Source organism: Haemophilus sp. SZY H36 (assembly GCF_018829625.1).
Classification (GTDB): Bacteria; Pseudomonadota; Gammaproteobacteria; order Enterobacterales; family Pasteurellaceae; genus Haemophilus; species Haemophilus haemolyticus_K.
Window position 1 is genome coordinate 234,722 of the sequence record NZ_JAHKKA010000001.1, and the last position, 16,072, is coordinate 250,793.

At 37.7% G+C, this 16,072-nt stretch carries 12 protein-coding genes; 6 read left to right on the forward strand and 6 right to left on the reverse strand.

Annotated elements, in window-relative coordinates; genetic code table 11:
- Positions 1 to 9: 9 nt before the first annotated feature.
- Positions 10 to 903 (reverse strand): LysR family transcriptional regulator, encoded by an 894-nt coding sequence (locus tag KP713_RS00950; RefSeq protein WP_065264833.1) that lies wholly within the window; start codon positions 901 to 903, stop codon positions 10 to 12.
- Between the two features lie 95 nt (positions 904 to 998).
- On the opposite strand from KP713_RS00950, the gene topA reads away from it, so the two are divergent.
- Positions 999 to 3,605, forward strand: a complete 2,607-nt coding sequence (gene topA, locus KP713_RS00955) for a type I DNA topoisomerase (protein ID WP_215769589.1) — start codon at positions 999 to 1,001, stop codon at positions 3,603 to 3,605.
- 96 nt (positions 3,606 to 3,701) lie between these two features.
- On the opposite strand, the gene KP713_RS00960 is transcribed toward topA, so the two are convergent.
- Positions 3,702 to 4,184, reverse strand: a complete 483-nt coding sequence (locus KP713_RS00960) for a Dps family protein (protein WP_065264831.1) — start codon at positions 4,182 to 4,184, stop codon at positions 3,702 to 3,704.
- 273 nt (positions 4,185 to 4,457) lie between these two features.
- On the opposite strand from KP713_RS00960, the gene cdd reads away from it, so the two are divergent.
- Positions 4,458 to 5,336 carry a cytidine deaminase gene (gene cdd / locus KP713_RS00965; protein WP_215769590.1) on the forward strand — a complete coding sequence of 293 codons (879 nt, stop codon included), beginning with the start codon at positions 4,458 to 4,460 and terminating at the stop codon, positions 5,334 to 5,336.
- A gap of 93 nt (positions 5,337 to 5,429) precedes the next feature.
- Here the strand turns inward: cdd and KP713_RS00970 are convergent, their stop codons facing one another.
- The 3 genes from KP713_RS00970 to ttcA form a co-directional block, all read right to left on the reverse strand.
- Positions 5,430 to 5,639: a TOBE domain-containing protein gene (locus tag KP713_RS00970; protein ID WP_005631673.1), complete on the reverse strand. Its 210-nt coding sequence runs from the start codon at positions 5,637 to 5,639 to the stop codon at positions 5,430 to 5,432.
- 107 nt (positions 5,640 to 5,746) lie between these two features.
- A complete protein-coding gene (locus KP713_RS00975; protein WP_106014273.1) occupies positions 5,747 to 6,076 on the reverse strand; it encodes a TusE/DsrC/DsvC family sulfur relay protein in 330 nt (109 codons plus the stop codon).
- Between the two features lies 1 nt (position 6,077).
- Complete coding sequence (gene ttcA, locus KP713_RS00980; RefSeq protein ID WP_054457008.1) at positions 6,078 to 7,019, reverse strand: tRNA 2-thiocytidine(32) synthetase TtcA; 942 nt, start codon at positions 7,017 to 7,019, stop codon at positions 6,078 to 6,080.
- 443 nt (positions 7,020 to 7,462) lie between these two features.
- Here ttcA and KP713_RS00985 point away from each other — a divergent pair, with 443 nt between their 5' ends.
- The gene (locus KP713_RS00985; RefSeq protein ID WP_252346287.1) at positions 7,463 to 8,251 is read left to right on the forward strand and encodes an AraC family transcriptional regulator; all 789 of its coding nucleotides are present in this window, start codon (positions 7,463 to 7,465) and stop codon (positions 8,249 to 8,251) included.
- Here KP713_RS00985 and KP713_RS00990 read toward each other — a convergent pair.
- On the reverse strand, positions 8,248 to 8,805 hold the full coding sequence (locus KP713_RS00990) for a YbhB/YbcL family Raf kinase inhibitor-like protein (RefSeq protein ID WP_215769591.1): 558 nt from the start codon (positions 8,803 to 8,805) through the stop codon (positions 8,248 to 8,250). The genes KP713_RS00985 and KP713_RS00990 overlap by 4 nt on opposite strands.
- Before the next feature lie 372 nt (positions 8,806 to 9,177).
- On the opposite strand from KP713_RS00990, the gene mukF reads away from it, so the two are divergent.
- From mukF to mukB, 3 genes are all read left to right on the forward strand, one after another.
- Positions 9,178 to 10,512 carry a chromosome partition protein MukF gene (gene mukF, locus KP713_RS00995; protein WP_215769592.1) on the forward strand — a complete coding sequence of 445 codons (1,335 nt, stop codon included), beginning with the start codon at positions 9,178 to 9,180 and terminating at the stop codon, positions 10,510 to 10,512.
- A gap of 259 nt (positions 10,513 to 10,771) precedes the next feature.
- Entirely contained in the window at positions 10,772 to 11,506 is a 735-nt protein-coding gene (gene mukE / locus KP713_RS01000; protein WP_215769593.1) for a chromosome partition protein MukE, read from the forward strand.
- Positions 11,506 to 16,038 carry a chromosome partition protein MukB gene (gene mukB, locus KP713_RS01005; protein ID WP_215769594.1) on the forward strand — a complete coding sequence of 1,511 codons (4,533 nt, stop codon included), beginning with the start codon at positions 11,506 to 11,508 and terminating at the stop codon, positions 16,036 to 16,038. Before mukE ends, mukB begins: the two co-directional genes overlap by 1 nt.
- Positions 16,039 to 16,072 lie beyond the last annotated feature (34 nt).

The window sequence follows — 16,072 nt, forward strand, 5'->3', positions numbered from 1 at the left end:
TATATTTAATTAGATCTCATTACACAAACCTAATCCAGATAAAAATTCAATAAATGCCCGCACTTTTATTGGTAAATGTCTTCTGTTTGGATATACCACATGAATTTCTAATTTTTGTTGTTTATATTCTGGCAATACTTCGATGAGTTCCCCTTTTTCGAGAGATTCACCAACAATAAATCTAGGTAAATTCACAATGCCTAGTCCTGCTTTTGCCATTTCTAATAAGGCTAAACCGCTATTGCTTACCACTTTGGATTGGATTTTGAAACGTTGTGTTTGATTTATGCGTGAGCCAACCCAATTCACTTGATTCATTACATTTTTATAAAGTAAGCCATTGTGATGCTCTAAATCATCAGGCGTTTGTGGAATACTATTCGCCTCAAGATAGCTTTGTGAGGCTGCAAAATGGAGTGTAGTGGTGCTAATTTTGCGTGATACAAGAGAACTGTCCGCCATATAGCCGATACGTAATGCAAGATCATAGCCTTCTGCTACAAGGTCAATTTTTTTGTCATTAAACTCAATTTCAACATTTAGATTAGGATGTTCCGCAATAAATAGCGGTAAATTCGGTACGATGAAAAGTAAACCAAAATCACGAGGAACAGAAATAAGTAAATTTCCTTGTAATGAACTGGTAAGGTGGGTGATGCTAGAATCAGCCTCATCTAAATCAAGTAAAATTCCTTGGCAGCGTTGGTAATACATCATTCCCGCTTCAGTAGGCATAATTTTTCTGGTAGTACGTTGTAACAATCGTGTTTTTAAATGTTCTTCTAACTGTGAAACTAATTTGCTTGCCATCGCCACAGAAATATTTTGTTGCTTTGCAGCCAATGTAAAACTTTGGGTTTCAATGACTTTGCAGAAAATAGAAATCGCGTTGAGTTTATCCATTTATAGACCTTTTTTGAAAAAATGCTTGATTTTGCCTACATAACTTTGCACTATACCCCCAATTTTACAAAATTCTAGTGATATTAGGTAATCAAATGAGTAAATCCTTGGTGATTGTGGAGTCGCCGGCAAAAGCAAAGACCATCAATAAATATTTAGGTAGCCAATATGTGGTGAAATCGAGTGTTGGACATATTCGTGATTTGCCGACGGTTGGTTCTAGTACAGGTGAAAAAGCTAAACCAATTTCAACCAAAGGTATGGATGCCGAAGAAAAAGCAAAAATTAAGGCTGAAAAGGAACGTAACGCCTTAGTTAAACGTATGGGGATTGATCCTTATCACGATTGGAAAGCAAATTATCAGATTTTGCCTGGTAAAGAAAAAGTGGTTTCCGAATTAAAATCGCTTGCTAAAAAAGCAGATCATATTTATCTCGCAACCGACTTGGATAGAGAAGGAGAAGCTATTGCATGGCATTTACGCGAGGTGATTGGTGGCGATGATGAGCGCTTTAGCCGTGTAGTGTTTAACGAAATCACTAAAAATGCCATTAAACAGGCTTTTGAAAAGCCTGAACAATTAAATATGGATCGCGTTAATGCACAACAAACTCGTCGTTTTTTAGATAGAGTAGTGGGCTTTATGGTGTCGCCATTACTTTGGAAAAAAGTCGCACGAGGGCTTTCTGCGGGTCGAGTTCAATCTGTTGCGGTTAAATTATTAGTAGAACGCGAGCGTGAAATTAAAGCCTTCCAGCCAGAAGAATATTGGGAAGTTGCCGTTCTTACGAATAATCAAAATAAACAAGCTATACGTTTGGATGTCACGGATTATAAAGGCAAAAAATTTGATCCAAAAAATCAAAAAGAAGCACAAAGTGCGGTAGATTTTCTGAGTGTTTCAGATTACGTTGTCACAGATTTGGAAACTAAGCCGACAAGTTCTCGTCCTCGTGCACCATTTATTACGTCAACACTTCAACAAACTGCAAGTACTCGCTTGGGATTTGGTGTTAAGAAGACAATGATGTTAGCCCAACGTTTATATGAAGCGGGTTACATTACTTATATGCGTACGGATTCAACCAATTTGAGTCAAGATGCGCTTAATATGGCACGTAGCTATATTGAAAATCATTTTGGTGCACAATATTTACCAGAAAAACCAAATTTCTATTCTAGTAAGGAAAATGCGCAAGAGGCGCATGAGGCTATTCGTCCATCTGACATTCGAGCATTGCCCGAATCCTTAGAGGGAATGGAAAAAGATGCGGTACGCCTTTATGATTTAATTTGGCGTCAATTCTTAGCATGTCAAATGCCACCAGCGCAATATGATAGCAGTACATTGACTGTGTCAGCTGGCGATTATACCTTGAAAGCAAAAGGCAGAATTTTACGTTTTGATGGTTGGACAAAAGTATTGCCACAGATAGGCAAGAATCCTGAAGATCAAGAATTGCCTTTAGTTGCTGTTTCAGAAAAACTTGCTTTAAAAGAAGTGCAACCAACCCAACATTTTACCAAGCCACCTGCTCGTTTTACTGAAGCGGCTTTAGTAAAAGAATTGGAAAAACGTGGTATTGGCCGTCCTTCCACTTATGCGGCAATTATTTCCACCATTCAAGAACGTGGTTATGTTCGTACTGAAAATCGTCGTTTCTACGCAGAAAAGATGGGCGAAATTGTGACGGATCGCCTCAATGAGTCTTTTGGTGAATTAATGAATTACGATTTCACCGCGAATATGGAAGATACTTTAGATAAAATTGCCTCTGGTTCAGTGAATTGGAAAACTGAATTGAATCAATTCTTCAAGGATTTTTCTAGCCAGCTTTCTAAAGCTGAATTGGATGAACTTGAAGGTGGTATGCGTCCAAATAGCCTTGTGGAAACCGATATTAAATGCCCAACCTGTGGTAGAAAGATGGCTATTCGTACGGCGAGTACGGGGGTATTTTTAGGGTGCACGGGTTATGCATTGTCGCCAAAAGAGCGGTGTAAAACGACGATTAATTTAATTCCTGAAGCGGAATTATTGAATGTTTTAGATGAATCTTCAGAAACCAAAGCATTAATGGATCGTAAACGTTGTACAAAATGTGGAACGGCAATGGACAGCTATGTAATCGATGCCCATCGTAAGATCCATATTTGCGGTAATAATCCAAATTGTGATGGATATTTAATTGAAGAAGGCTCATTCAAAATTAAAGGTTATGATGGTCCTGTTGTTGAGTGTGATAAATGCGGTGCAGATATGCATTTAAAACTTGGTCGTTTTGGCAAGTATATGGGATGTACAAATTGTGATAATACGCGCAAAATTTTGAAAAATGGCGAAGTCGCCCCACCGAAAGAAGAGCCAGTACATTTCCCTGAGTTAAAATGCGAAAAATCTGATGCATATTTTGTATTGCGTGATGGTGCGAGTGGGGTATTTATGTCAGCACATAACTTCCCGAAATCCCGAGAAACACGCCCAGTTAAAATCGCTGAACTTGTGCAATATCGCGAGCGTTTGCCTGAAAAATTAGCTTATTTAGCGGATGCACCACAAAAAGACCCAGAAGGGAATGAAGCGATTGTTCGTTTTAGTCGTAAAGAGAAGAAACAATATGTGACTTCTGAAAAAGATGGAAAAGCGACTAAATGGATTGTTGATTTCACCAATGGAAAATGGGTTGAACGGAAAAAATAAGAAGAAAAGTGCGGTAAAATCACCGCACTTTTTAGTATATAAAGAAGAAAAAATAAAAGCCCGCAATGGCGGGCTTATTCGATAGAACTTTATAAATTAAGCATGACAGGTTTGACAAGCTGCTTGGAACATCCACACTAATTTTTCTTGTTCTTTAATGTAATCACTCATTTGTGAAGCGGTACCTTCATCATCTGCTTCACCTGCTAGGGTAAGAATTTCACGTTGTTGTTCTAGTAGTGTTTTTAGGCCTTGTAATGTACCTGATAAACATTCTTGTGCACCGCTTATAGCGATATCTTCTTTAATGCGTGAAACTTCTAAATACTGGCTATAAGCATTATTTGGCACATAGCCTAATGTAAGAATACGTTCTGCAACTTCATCAACTTTGGTGATTAAATCGGTATAAATTTCTTCAAATTTTGCATGTAATTCGAAGAAATTTACACCTTTAATATTCCAGTGGTAGCCACGTACATTTGTGTAGAAAACTTGATAGGTGGCAAGTAATTCATTTAGTTTATTTGCTAATTCAGCTGATTGAACTTTATCTAAGCCTATTGATGTTTTTGACATAGTATTTTCCTTCTATCAATGTTAATAATTTGAGCTAATGCTCTCCCTTTGTTGAGAGTCATTATACGTCCCTAAAATATACTGTGAAATTGTTCTATTCAATAAAATTGATAGTTATTAGCTATATGTTAATAAAATGTAATAATTTAAATCTATCAAATTAAGTGATCCAGATCACAGTTTTAAGGAATATTTAGTGAGACACTCGCAGCAAGTAATAAATTTTGTTCTAATAAGTCACATGTATTTTAGATGTTTTAAAAAGGATAATTTATGCAAGAACTTATTAAAAATGCATTACCACAAGAAAATATAATGAATCAAGCGATTGTAGAAGCGCTTCGTTTACAACATTGGTCTGGCTTTTTAAGCCACTCACAAGTGTTACAACTTTGTCGTGATTTTGAATTAACACCATTAAAACTTGCGATACATTTATTACCAATTGCGGCCTGTTATAGCCATACAGCAGTTTCTCATTTTAATGTTGGTGCAATAGCGATTGGAGAACGAGGAGACTTTTATTTTGGTGCAAATCAAGAATTTGCAGGAAAAGCGATTCAACAAACTATTCATGCGGAGCAAAGTGCGATTAGTCATGCCTGGTTACGTAATGAAAGCCGAATTACGGATATTGTGGTGAATTATACGCCTTGTGGTCATTGCCGCCAATTTATGAATGAATTAGATGGCGCTGATAAACTATCAATTCACTTACCACATAGCCAAAATAATTTATTGCATACTTATTTACCTGATGCATTTGGTCCTAAAGATTTAGATATCGAAACACATCTTTTAGCGAAAGAAGAGCATCATTTAGCAGTAGACTCCCAAGATCCACTTATAAATCATGCAATTTTAGCCGCTAACCAATCCCATTGCCCTTATTCGAATAGTCCACACGGTATTGCGATTTTATTTAAAGATGGAGATGTCGTAACTGGACGCTATGCGGAAAATGCTGCATTTAACCCAAGTTTACCCGCTTTGCAAACTGCGCTTAATTTTGCTTATTTAAATGATAAAAAATTAAGTGAAATTGAAAGGGTTGTGATGGTTGAAAAAACACTTACACTAAGTCATCGAGCAATGGCAGAATCTTTATTATTGGGGCTGTCTGCAATTAAATTAGAATATATCGCATTATAGAAATTTAAAGAACTATCTTGTCATTATTATAAATATATGAAAAAGCCGAACTTTAAAAGTACGGCTTATTAATTTCTACCTTTATGGAAGAAATTATTCTACCCCAACCATTACAGACGTTGCTTTGATGATTGCGTATGCTTCTTTACCAACTTCTAAGTTTAATTCTTTAACTGCTGCTAAAGATACAGTAGAAGAAAGCACGTTACCGCCACCGATATCAATGTGAACGATTGCATTTACTGAACCGTTTTCGATTGAAACAACTTTACCTTTTAATTGGTTTCTTGCACTAATTTTCATAACATTTCCTTGTTAGTTAGGGTTTAAAAGAAGCTATATATTAGCTTACAAAAAGCCAGTCGTAAATAAACCTAGAGTTTAAAATTCTCAAAAAATTGACCGCACTTTTATAGGCATTTGGCAGGTTTCGGCAAGCCTGCTAATTTTGTAGCTTGTTTTGCTGGGCCTTCAGGAAATAAACGCTGCAAATAACGGCTATTACCTTTATCCTCGCCAAGCTTTTCAGCCATGGCTTTTACCAACATACGGATGGCTGGGGAGGTGTTATATTCCTGGTAAAAGTCTCGCACAAAGTAAATCACTTCCCAATGTGCATCAGTTAATTCAATACTTTCTAACTGCGCAATAGAGCGAGCGACATCTTTGTTCCATTGTTGACTATTAAGCAAATAACCATCTTTGTCAGTTTCAATTTCCATTCCATTGATATTCAACATATTAATTTACTTCTTTAAAGTTAATCATTTCGTTGTTTGAAAAATCGGTTTGATCTTCATCTTCAAATTGCATTGGCGTGATTCGCTCTTCATCAAATGCTGTATCGCCTTCAATGCCATCAATTAGTTGCCCATGTTTAATGCCTTTGAAATCAAATAATTTCGGATCACACATATGTGACAATGTAATGTTTTGCATTGCGCTGAACATGGTTTCTAAGCGTCCTGGATATTGGCGATCCCAAGTATTAAGCATTTCTTTTACAACTTGTCGTTGAAGATTTGGTTGTGAGCCACATAGGTTACAAGGAATGATCGGAAATTCTTTCGCGATGGCATATTTTTCAATGTCTTTTTCTTTGCAGTAAGCAAGCGGACGAATCACAATTTGTTTGCCATCATCAGAAATTAATTTAGGTGGCATTGATTTCATTTTGCCGCCATAAAACATATTTAAAAATAGCGTCGCTAACATATCGTCTCGGTGGTGTCCTAACGCGATTTTGGTTGCACCAAGTTCTGTGGCTGTGCGATATAAAATTCCACGGCGTAGGCGAGAGCAGAGAGAACAAGTTGTTTTTCCTTCTGGAATTTTTTCTTTCACAATTCCGTAAGTATTTTCTTGTACAATTTTGTAATCTACGCCAATGCTTTTTAAATATTCAGGCAATACATGCTCAGGAAAACCCGGTTGTTTTTGATCAAGGTTTACTGCAACAATATCAAATTTTATCGGCGCACTTTGCTGTAAATTCAACAAAATATCGAGAAGCGTATAACTGTCTTTACCTCCAGATAAACATACCATGACTTTATCGCCATCTTCGATCATTCCAAAATCTGCAATGGCGTTGCCTACATTACGGCGAAGACGTTTTTGTAATTTATTAAAATTATAGGTTTGTTTTTTTTCTTGTTGGGCTAACTGGGTTAATTCGCTCATTCTGTTATCTTTAGTTATTCATGAAAGGCGCACATTATACGTGAAAAATTAGAGCAAGATCGCATTTTCCTAAAATTTAGGAGTAATATCTTCTTAAACTGTAGAAGATTAGATCTGAGCTGACAATAATGGCATTTTAATCATAGTGACATAAAATCTAGAATCTCCATTTTAAAACAATAAGTTAATGGTTAAGTACTAGTTATCTAGTACAATCCTAAACTATAAACTAGTTAGATTCTCTGTAATTTTCTACTTCTATTTGATTACATAATTGAATGATGATTTTATCTGTCTAGTGAGCATTTGTACGTTGAAAATAGCTATAGGTAGCAGATTAATTCTAAATGATCCTTCATTTAAAAATTAGGAGAGTGTTTAGCCTAATATAGAACATTCATAAAAAATTACTTAAAATGACCGCACTTTTATAAGGAATTTTTATGCCCATTCGTCCTAATCTTGCTGAAAAAAATACCATTATACAACGACATAAATTGAAACTAGATAAATCCTATTTTACGCAACCTACCGTTATTTGGGTTAGGCGTGGTAGGAAAATTTTGCGTTGGATAAATGGAGAGAAAATTATCCAAGCTGGTGAAATGATAATGTTGGCAGGAAATCAACGCTTTGATGTGATTAATGAACCTGATGAAATAGGTGTATATCAAGCGGATTGGTTATCTATTGATAATGCAGTGGTTGAGAGATTTTTTGGGCTGCTTTCGGATCCAAAAACCTTTGAAAGCCTGTTTCACTTGCCTGCACATCCTTTTATACAGCAAGCTTTTTCGATTGTTTCAAAAGCGCTTTCCAGTGATGAAATTCCTGATCGTATTGTAGAAATTCGCTTGTGGGAATTGCTGGCTTGGTTGTCTGAACAGGGGGGTATCTTTAATCCCTTTTCTACACCTTCTTTAAAATGTCAAATTAGTAAGAAAATTTCAGAAAATTTTGAGTATCACTGGAAAATTGGAGACATTGCAAAATTGTTAAATACCAGTGAAGCTACATTGCGCCGTCATCTCGTCGCAGAAAAAACATCGTTTCGGGAAGTATTAACCACAGTTCGAATGATGCGAGCGTTGAATTTGTTACAACTCACTCAACGCCCAATTTCACAAATCGCCTATGAAGTTGGCTATGAAAGTCATTCACGTTTTTCTGTGAAATTTAAACAATATTTTGGCTGTTCTCCGTTAGAGGTTCGGCAATCTAGTGCTGTTTAACGACTATGTTCTACAATAATAGAAGCTTCGGCAAGGGCATTAGCTTTAGTAAAATAGCCGACTACAGCAGGCATTGTATCTGCAGTCACATTTGGCAGGGTTTCTACACTTACCGCTGTGACTTTAATTTCGTAGCGATGTGTTTGTCCTTCGGGTGGACAAGCTCCGCCAAAGCCTGGCACACCAAAATCAGTGCGGGTTTGTAGCGCACCTTGTGGTAAATTAGTACCATCAGCTTTAATGCCTTCAGGAAGAGCGGTCGTTTTTGCAGGAATATTTACAACTATCCAATGCATCCAGCCAATGCCTGTTGGTGCATCTTTATCATAGATCGTCACCACAAAACTTTTCGTCCCTTTCGGGGCATTTGCCCAAGAAATCGCTGGTGACAGATTTCCTCCATTGCAACCAAAACCATAATCGGCACTTAACAAGTTTTTAGCGTGAAATCCGTGTTTAGGTAAATCTGGCACATTAATGCTAAAAACTGATGAGTTTGCACAAGATGTACCAGCAATAAGCGAACAAAATACTGTTGAGATCATTTTTTTCATGATTTTTCCTTTTCTGATGATGTACATGAGGTATCAGTATATGAAATCTTATTAACTAAAACTGTGCAAAAACGCTCAAATGTTTTTTATTTCTAGTATTTTTTGAAAATTTCTGAAAAATTAAATTATTTCTTTTATTTTACCAACTACCACTTTTCACAGCAGAAATCTCCTGAAATTAATTATCTAAAGTATTATATTTTTAGAAACCTATAAATATCTTTATTTTTTAATAAAATAGGTAATATTTGTGTTTCTCCTGCGTTAGAAATAGGAAAAGTGCGGTCAATTCAAAAGAAGATTTTTAAGATCCGCAAAAAATCCTGTATAATCTTTCCAATTTTTTGTTCAATTTTAACGCTTTGCAATTCAATGATTGAAACATCCCAAACTATTCCTGAACTCGTCTCTTGGGCAAAAGATCGCGAGTTTTCTTTGAATTTACCTACCGAGCGCTTGGTTTTCCTGCTAGCGATTGCAATTTATAACAACGAACGTTTAGACGGCGAAATGTTAGAAGCCGATCTTGTGGATATCTTCCGCCATACGATGAATGCTTTTGAGCAATCCACCGATGCCATTGCAACACGAGCGAATAATGCAATTAATGAATTAGTGAAACAACGTTTATTAAATCGTTTTAGTAGCGAATTTACGGAGGGCTTGGCGATTTATCGTTTAACGCCATTAGGTGTTGGCGTGTCTGATTATTACATTCGTCAGCGTGAATTTTCCGCATTGCGCCTTTCTGTACAACTTTCCATAGTGGCAGATGAAATTCAACGCGCTTCTGATTCTGCAGAAGAAGGCGTGGAGAATAATGAAAGTGAACATTATTGGCGTCGTAATGTGTTTGCGCCATTAAAATATTCCGTTGCGGAGATTTTTGATAGCATCGATCTTTCACAACGTATTATGGATGAAAACCAGCAAAGTATTAAAGATGAAATTGCAGAGCTTCTTACTAAAGATTGGCAAGCGGCAATTTCAAGCTGTGAACGTTTATTAGATGAAACATCAGGGAATTTGCGCGAATTGCAAGATACGTTAAATGCAGCTGGGGATAAGCTTCAGGCACAATTATTGCGTATTCAAGATTGTGTGATCGGGCGAGATGATTTGTATTTTATTGATCAATTAATTACCGATTTACAATCAAAACTTGACCGAATTATTAGCTGGGGACAACAAGCCATAGACTTATGGATTGGTTATGACCGCCATGTGCATAAATTTATTCGTACAGCCATTGATATGGATAAAAATCGCGTGTTCTCACAACGTTTACGTAATTCTATTCATCATTATTTTGATCATCCTTGGTTCTTATGGACAGCGCAATCTGAGCGTTTAGTTGATCTACGCGATGAAGAAATGGTGTTGCGTGAAGATGATGCTTTAGGTGAATTACCAGAAGAATTGCAATACGAATCCCTTTCTGATTTACATGATCAAATTGTAGAGCATATGCAAGGCTTACTGATTGCTTATCGTGAAAATAACCGTCCGATTGATTTGAGTTTAGTGTTAAAAGAACAACTGGAAAATTATCCACTTTCTCGTCATTTTGATGTGGCTCGAATCATTGTTGATCAAGCCGTGCGCCTTGGTATGGCGAATGATGATTTATCAGGTATTTATCCAGATTGGCAAGCAATTAATAAACTTGGCGCAGAAGTGCAAGCGCATGTGATTGATAAGTATTGATTTTAAGATAATTTAAAAGCTAATTTCGACGGAATTACTTCTGTTAGATCTCCCTAATCCCTCTTTGCTAAATAGGGGAATAATAATGAAATAATCGACATTGAGATTATTTCATTGTGTTAGAAAATGCTGAAGGAATCAGCAAGAATTGATTTGCTAAAGAATATCCCCCTCTTTAGCAAAGAGGGGCTAGGGGAGATTTGGCAATAATGATTAACGAAGAAAGTAACTGAATAAAGTTTTAATAGAGAAATAACCTATGACAGACAACCTTCAAGATGTAATTTCCCCAAAACTCGCTGTGGCGATTGCAAATCCAATATTTCCAGTGGTAGATAGTCTATTGCGCTCAGGTCGCCATATCAGCACAGAGCACTTAGATAATCACGCATTTTTAATGGATTTCCAAAATGAATTAGACGGATTTTATCGCCGCTATAACGTGGAACTCATTCGTGCACCAGAAGGATTCTTCTATCTTCGCCCGAAAGCAACGACATTAATTGCGCGTTCAGTACTTTCTGAGTTGGAAATGCTTGTTGGTAAAGTGCTTTGTTATCTTTATTTAAGCCCAGAACGTTTAGCTCAACAGGGCATTTTTAGTACGCAAGAAGTGTATGATGAATTATTAAATCTTGCCGATGAAGGAAAATTATTAAAAGCAGTTAATCAGCGTTCAAGTGGTTCTGACCTAGATAAACAAAAATTGGCAGAAAAAGTGCGGGCGGCAATTGGTCGTTTACGTCGTTTAGGTATGATTCAAACTGTTGGTGAACAAAATAGTGGGAAATTTACGATTTCTGAATCTGTATTTCGTTTTGGTGCGGAAGTACGTAGCGGAGATGATCCATTAGAGGCACAAGCTCGACTCATTCGTGATGGGGAAGCGGCAACACCAGAATCCTTAGCGTTGGAAAAACAAGCACAATTAGCGGAAAACGATACGGAAAGTGCGGATGAAATTGACGAAGAATTTGACGGAGAACAAGAATAATGTCTGATGTTTTTGAATTAGAAAATGAAATCGAATTAGAGAGCGATGAAGTCATTATGGAAAATGAAAACGTCGAAGAAATCGTTGAAACGCCAATGCCTTTTAGCATGACGACAAATAATGGTGTAGAGCGCGGTAAATTCCGTTCTTTAACCTTAATTAACTGGAATGGTTTTTTTGCGCGTACTTTCGATTTAGACGAATTAGTTACCACACTTTCTGGTGGTAACGGTGCAGGTAAATCAACCACAATGGCTGGATTTGTGACAGCATTAATTCCTGATTTGACCCTTTTACATTTCCGTAATACAACAGAAGCTGGCTCCACAGGCGGTTCTCGCGATAAAGGTTTACATGGTAAATTGCGTCCAGGTGTTTGTTACGCGGTATTAGACACCATTAACTCACGTCATCAACGTATTCTTGTTGGTGTGCGTCTGCAGCAAATTGCGGGTCGTGATAAAAAGGTTGATTTAAAAACTTTCTCAATTCAAGGTGTAGAATTATCTCAAAATCCGACCGCACTTTTCACTGAAACAGTGGGCGAACGTCAAGCTCGAGTACTTAATTTAAACGAACTCAAAGATAAAATTGAAAATATTGGTGCGCAATTTAAACAATATCATTCCATCACCGATTATCACGGCATGATGTTCGATTTAGGTATTATTCCGAAACGTTTACGTTCAGCATCAGACCGAAGCAAATTCTATAAACTTATCGAAGCGTCTTTATACGGTGGTATTTCCAGTGCGATCACACGTTCTTTACGTGATTATTTATTGCCAGAAAATTTAGGTGTGCGCAAAGCCTTCCAAGATATGGAAAGTGCATTGCGTGAGAACCGTATGACTTTAGAGGCGATTAAGGTCACGCAATCAGATCGAGATTTATTCAAACATTTAATTACTGAAACCACCAACTATGTTGCTTCGGATTATATGCGTAATGCGAATGAACGCCGTGGCAATATTGAAGCTGCATTAGAATTTCGTCGCGAGTGGTATAAAGCAAAAGCAGAGCAGAATTTATCTCAACATCGTTTGGTTGATTTAAGTCGAGAAGCAGAAGAATTGGCAGAAAGTGAACGTACTTTAGAAGTTGATCACCAAAGTGCGGTTGATCATCTTAACTTAGTGTTAAATGCTTTGCGTCACCAAGAAAAAATTACGCGTTATCAAGAAGATATTGCTGAACTCACCGAGCGTTTAGAAGAACAAAAAATGGTGGTTGAAGATGCGAATGATGCGTTAGAAGAAAGCCAAGCCCAATTTGAGCAAACTGAAATTGAAATTGACGCTGTACGAGCCCAATTAGCAGACTATCAACAAGCATTAGATGCCCAACAAACTCGCGCACTTCAATATCAACAAGCCATTGCAGCACTTGAAAAAGCGAAAACATTATGCGGTTTAGTGGATTTAAGTGTTAAAAATGTAGAAGATTATCACGCAGAGTTTGAAGCACATGCTGAAAGTTTAACAGAAACCGTGCTTGAACTCGAGCACAAAATGTCCATTTCTGAAGCAGCAAAATCTCAGTTTGATAAAGCGTACCAATTGGTATGCAAAATTGCGGGGGAAATGCCTCGTTCTGCGGCGTGGGAAAGTGCCAAAGAATTATTACGTGAATATCCAAGCCAAAAATTGCAGGCACAACAAACGCCACAACTTCGCACAAAATTACATGAACTTGAGCAACGTTACGCACAACAACAAAGTGCAGTCAAATTACTTAATGATTTTAATCAACGTGCCAATTTAAGTTTACAAACGGCTGAAGAATTAGAGGACTATCACGCAGAGCAAGAAGCGTTAATTGAAGATATTTCTACTGAACTTTCAGAACAAGTGGAAAACCGTTCTACACTTCGTCAAAAACGTGAAAATTTAACCGCACTTTATGATGAAAATGCGCGTAAAGCCCCAGCATGGCTGACAGCTCAAGCCTCATTAGAACGTTTAGAGCAACAAAGTGGCGAGACGTTTGAACATAGCCAAGATGTGATGAACTTTATGCAATCACAACTTGTGAAAGAGCGTGAACTCACGATGCAACGTGATCAACTTGAACAAAAACGTTTACATTTAGATGAACAAATTTCTAGTTTAAGTCAGCCAGATGGTTCAGAAGATCCTCGTTTAAATATGCTGGCAGAACGTTTTGGTGGGGTATTGCTTTCAGAGCTTTACGATGACGTAACCATTGAAGATGCGCCTTATTTCTCCGCACTTTATGGGCCTGCACGTCATGCTATTGTTGTGCGTGATCTCAATGCTGTGCGTGAACAACTTGCGCAGTTAGAAGATTGCCCAGACGATTTGTATTTAATTGAAGGCGATCCTACCGCATTTGACGACAGCGTATTATCCGCACAAGAACTTGAGCTAGGTGTTGTCGTGCAAGTTTCAGATCGTGAATTACGCTATTCAAGATTCCCTGAAATCCCGTTATTTGGACGCGCAGCACGTGAAAAACGTTTAGAAGAATTACAAATTGAACGTGATGAAGTGGCAGAACAACATGCACAAATTGCGTTTGATGTACAAAAATGCCAACGTTTACACGAACATTTCAGCCAATTTGTTGGGTTGCATCTGGCGCTTGCGTTCCAGCCAAATCCAGAAGAGTTAATGTCTGAAATTAATCGCGAACGTAATGAAATTGATCGTGAATTAAACCAATTTAATAGTGGCGAACAACAATTACGCATTCAATTAGATAATGCAAAAGAAAAACTGCAATTACTCAATAAGTTGATTCCACAACTCAATGTATTGGCCGATGAGGATTTAATTGATCGTATTGAAGAATGTCGTGAGCAATTAGATCTTGCAGAGCAAGATGAATATTTTATTCGTCAACACGGTGTAACGTTGTCACAATTAGAGCCGATTGCAAATAGTTTACAAAGTGATCCAGAAAATTACGAAGGCTTAAAAAATGAATTAACTCAAGCGATTGAGCGTCAAAAACAAGTTCAACAACGCGTATTTGCGTTAGCTGATGTTGTACAACGTAAACCGCATTTTGGTTATGAAGATGCTGGGCAGGCTGAAACTTCTGAACTAAACGAAAAACTTCGCCAACGTTTAGAACAAATGCAGGCACAGCGAGATACGCAACGTGAGCAAGTTCGTCAAAAACAAAGTCAATTTGCAGAATATAATCGCGTATTGATTCAGTTACAAAGTTCTTACGACAGTAAATATCAACTCTTAAATGAGTTGATTGGTGAAATTAGCGATCTTGGCGTGAGAGCTGATGATGGTGCAGAAGAACGTGCACGTATACGTCGTGATGAATTACATCAACAACTTTCAACGAGTCGTCAGCGTCGTTCTTATGTAGAAAAACAACTGACATTAATTGAAAGCGAAGCGGACAACTTAAATCGTCTTATTCGTAAAACCGAACGTGATTATAAAACTCAACGTGAATTAGTTGTAGCAGCGAAAGTGAGTTGGTGTGTGGTTTTACGCTTATCCCGCAACTCTGATATGGAAAAACGCCTCAATCGCCGAGAGCTCGCTTATTTATCTGCAGATGAGTTACGTTCAATGTCGGATAAAGCATTAGGTGCGTTGCGTACAGCAGTGGCAGATAATGAATATCTGCGTGATAGCCTAAGAGTGTCGGAAGATAGTCGCAAACCTGAAAATAAAGTGCGGTTCTTTATTACGGTGTATCAGCATCTACGTGAACGTATTCGCCAAGACATCATTAAGACGGATGATCCAATCGATGCCATTGAACAAATGGAAATTGAGCTTTCTCGTTTAACGGCTGAATTAACTGGCCGTGAGAAAAAATTGGCTATCAGTTCTGAAAGTGTTGCAAATATTATGCGTAAAACGATTCAGCGTGAACAAAACCGTATTCGTATGCTCAACCAAGGTTTACAAAACATTGCGTTTGGTCAGGTGAAATCTGTTCGTTTAGTAGTAAATATTCGTGATACCCATGCCATGTTGTTGGATGCGCTTTCAGGTCAGCAAGATGAATATCAAGATTTATTCAACGACAACCGCATCACCTTCTCTGAAGCCATGGCGAAGCTCTATCAACGCATCAATCCACATATTGATATGGGGCAACGCACAGCGCAAACAATCGGAGAAGAATTGTTAGATTACCGTAATTATCTTGAGCTTGAAGTGGAAGTATTCCGTGGTGCTGATGGTTGGTTACGTGCAGAAAGTGGTGCACTTTCTACTGGTGAAGCTATCGGTACAGGTATGTCAATTCTCTTAATGGTTGTTCAAAGCTGGGAAGAAGAAAGCCGTCGAATTCGTGGTAAAGATATTGTGCCTTGTCGCTTGTTGTTCTTAGATGAAGCAGCGCGTTTAGACGGTAAATCTATTTCTACTTTATTCGAGCTTTGCGAACGTTTAGATATGCAATTGCTTATTGCAGCGCCAGAAAATATTAGCCCGGAAAAAGGTACAACCTATAAACTCGTACGTAAAATCGCAGGCAACCAAGAACATGTACATGTTGTTGGTTTACGCGGATTCGGTGCGACAGAATAAAAAATAGAAGGGAAGTGCGGTTAAAATTTTAAGA

Excerpts from the sequence above, each read along its gene's own strand:
- KP713_RS00950 (WP_065264833.1), bottom strand. The coding sequence starts at position 903 with ATGGATAAACTCAACGCGATTTCTATTTTCTGCAAAGTCATTGAAACC.
- topA (WP_215769589.1), top strand. The coding sequence starts at position 999 with ATGAGTAAATCCTTGGTGATTGTGGAGTCGCCGGCAAAAGCAAAGACC.
- KP713_RS00960 (WP_065264831.1), bottom strand. The coding sequence starts at position 4,184 with ATGTCAAAAACATCAATAGGCTTAGATAAAGTTCAATCAGCTGAATTA.
- cdd (WP_215769590.1), top strand. The coding sequence starts at position 4,458 with ATGCAAGAACTTATTAAAAATGCATTACCACAAGAAAATATAATGAAT.
- KP713_RS00970 (WP_005631673.1), bottom strand. The coding sequence starts at position 5,639 with ATGAAAATTAGTGCAAGAAACCAATTAAAAGGTAAAGTTGTTTCAATC.
- KP713_RS00975 (WP_106014273.1), bottom strand. The coding sequence starts at position 6,076 with ATGTTGAATATCAATGGAATGGAAATTGAAACTGACAAAGATGGTTAT.
- ttcA (WP_054457008.1), bottom strand. The coding sequence starts at position 7,019 with ATGAGCGAATTAACCCAGTTAGCCCAACAAGAAAAAAAACAAACCTAT.
- KP713_RS00985 (WP_252346287.1), top strand. The coding sequence starts at position 7,463 with ATGCCCATTCGTCCTAATCTTGCTGAAAAAAATACCATTATACAACGA.
- KP713_RS00990 (WP_215769591.1), bottom strand. The coding sequence starts at position 8,805 with ATGAAAAAAATGATCTCAACAGTATTTTGTTCGCTTATTGCTGGTACA.
- mukF (WP_215769592.1), top strand. The coding sequence starts at position 9,178 with ATGATTGAAACATCCCAAACTATTCCTGAACTCGTCTCTTGGGCAAAA.
- mukE (WP_215769593.1), top strand. The coding sequence starts at position 10,772 with ATGACAGACAACCTTCAAGATGTAATTTCCCCAAAACTCGCTGTGGCG.
- mukB (WP_215769594.1), top strand. The coding sequence starts at position 11,506 with ATGTCTGATGTTTTTGAATTAGAAAATGAAATCGAATTAGAGAGCGAT.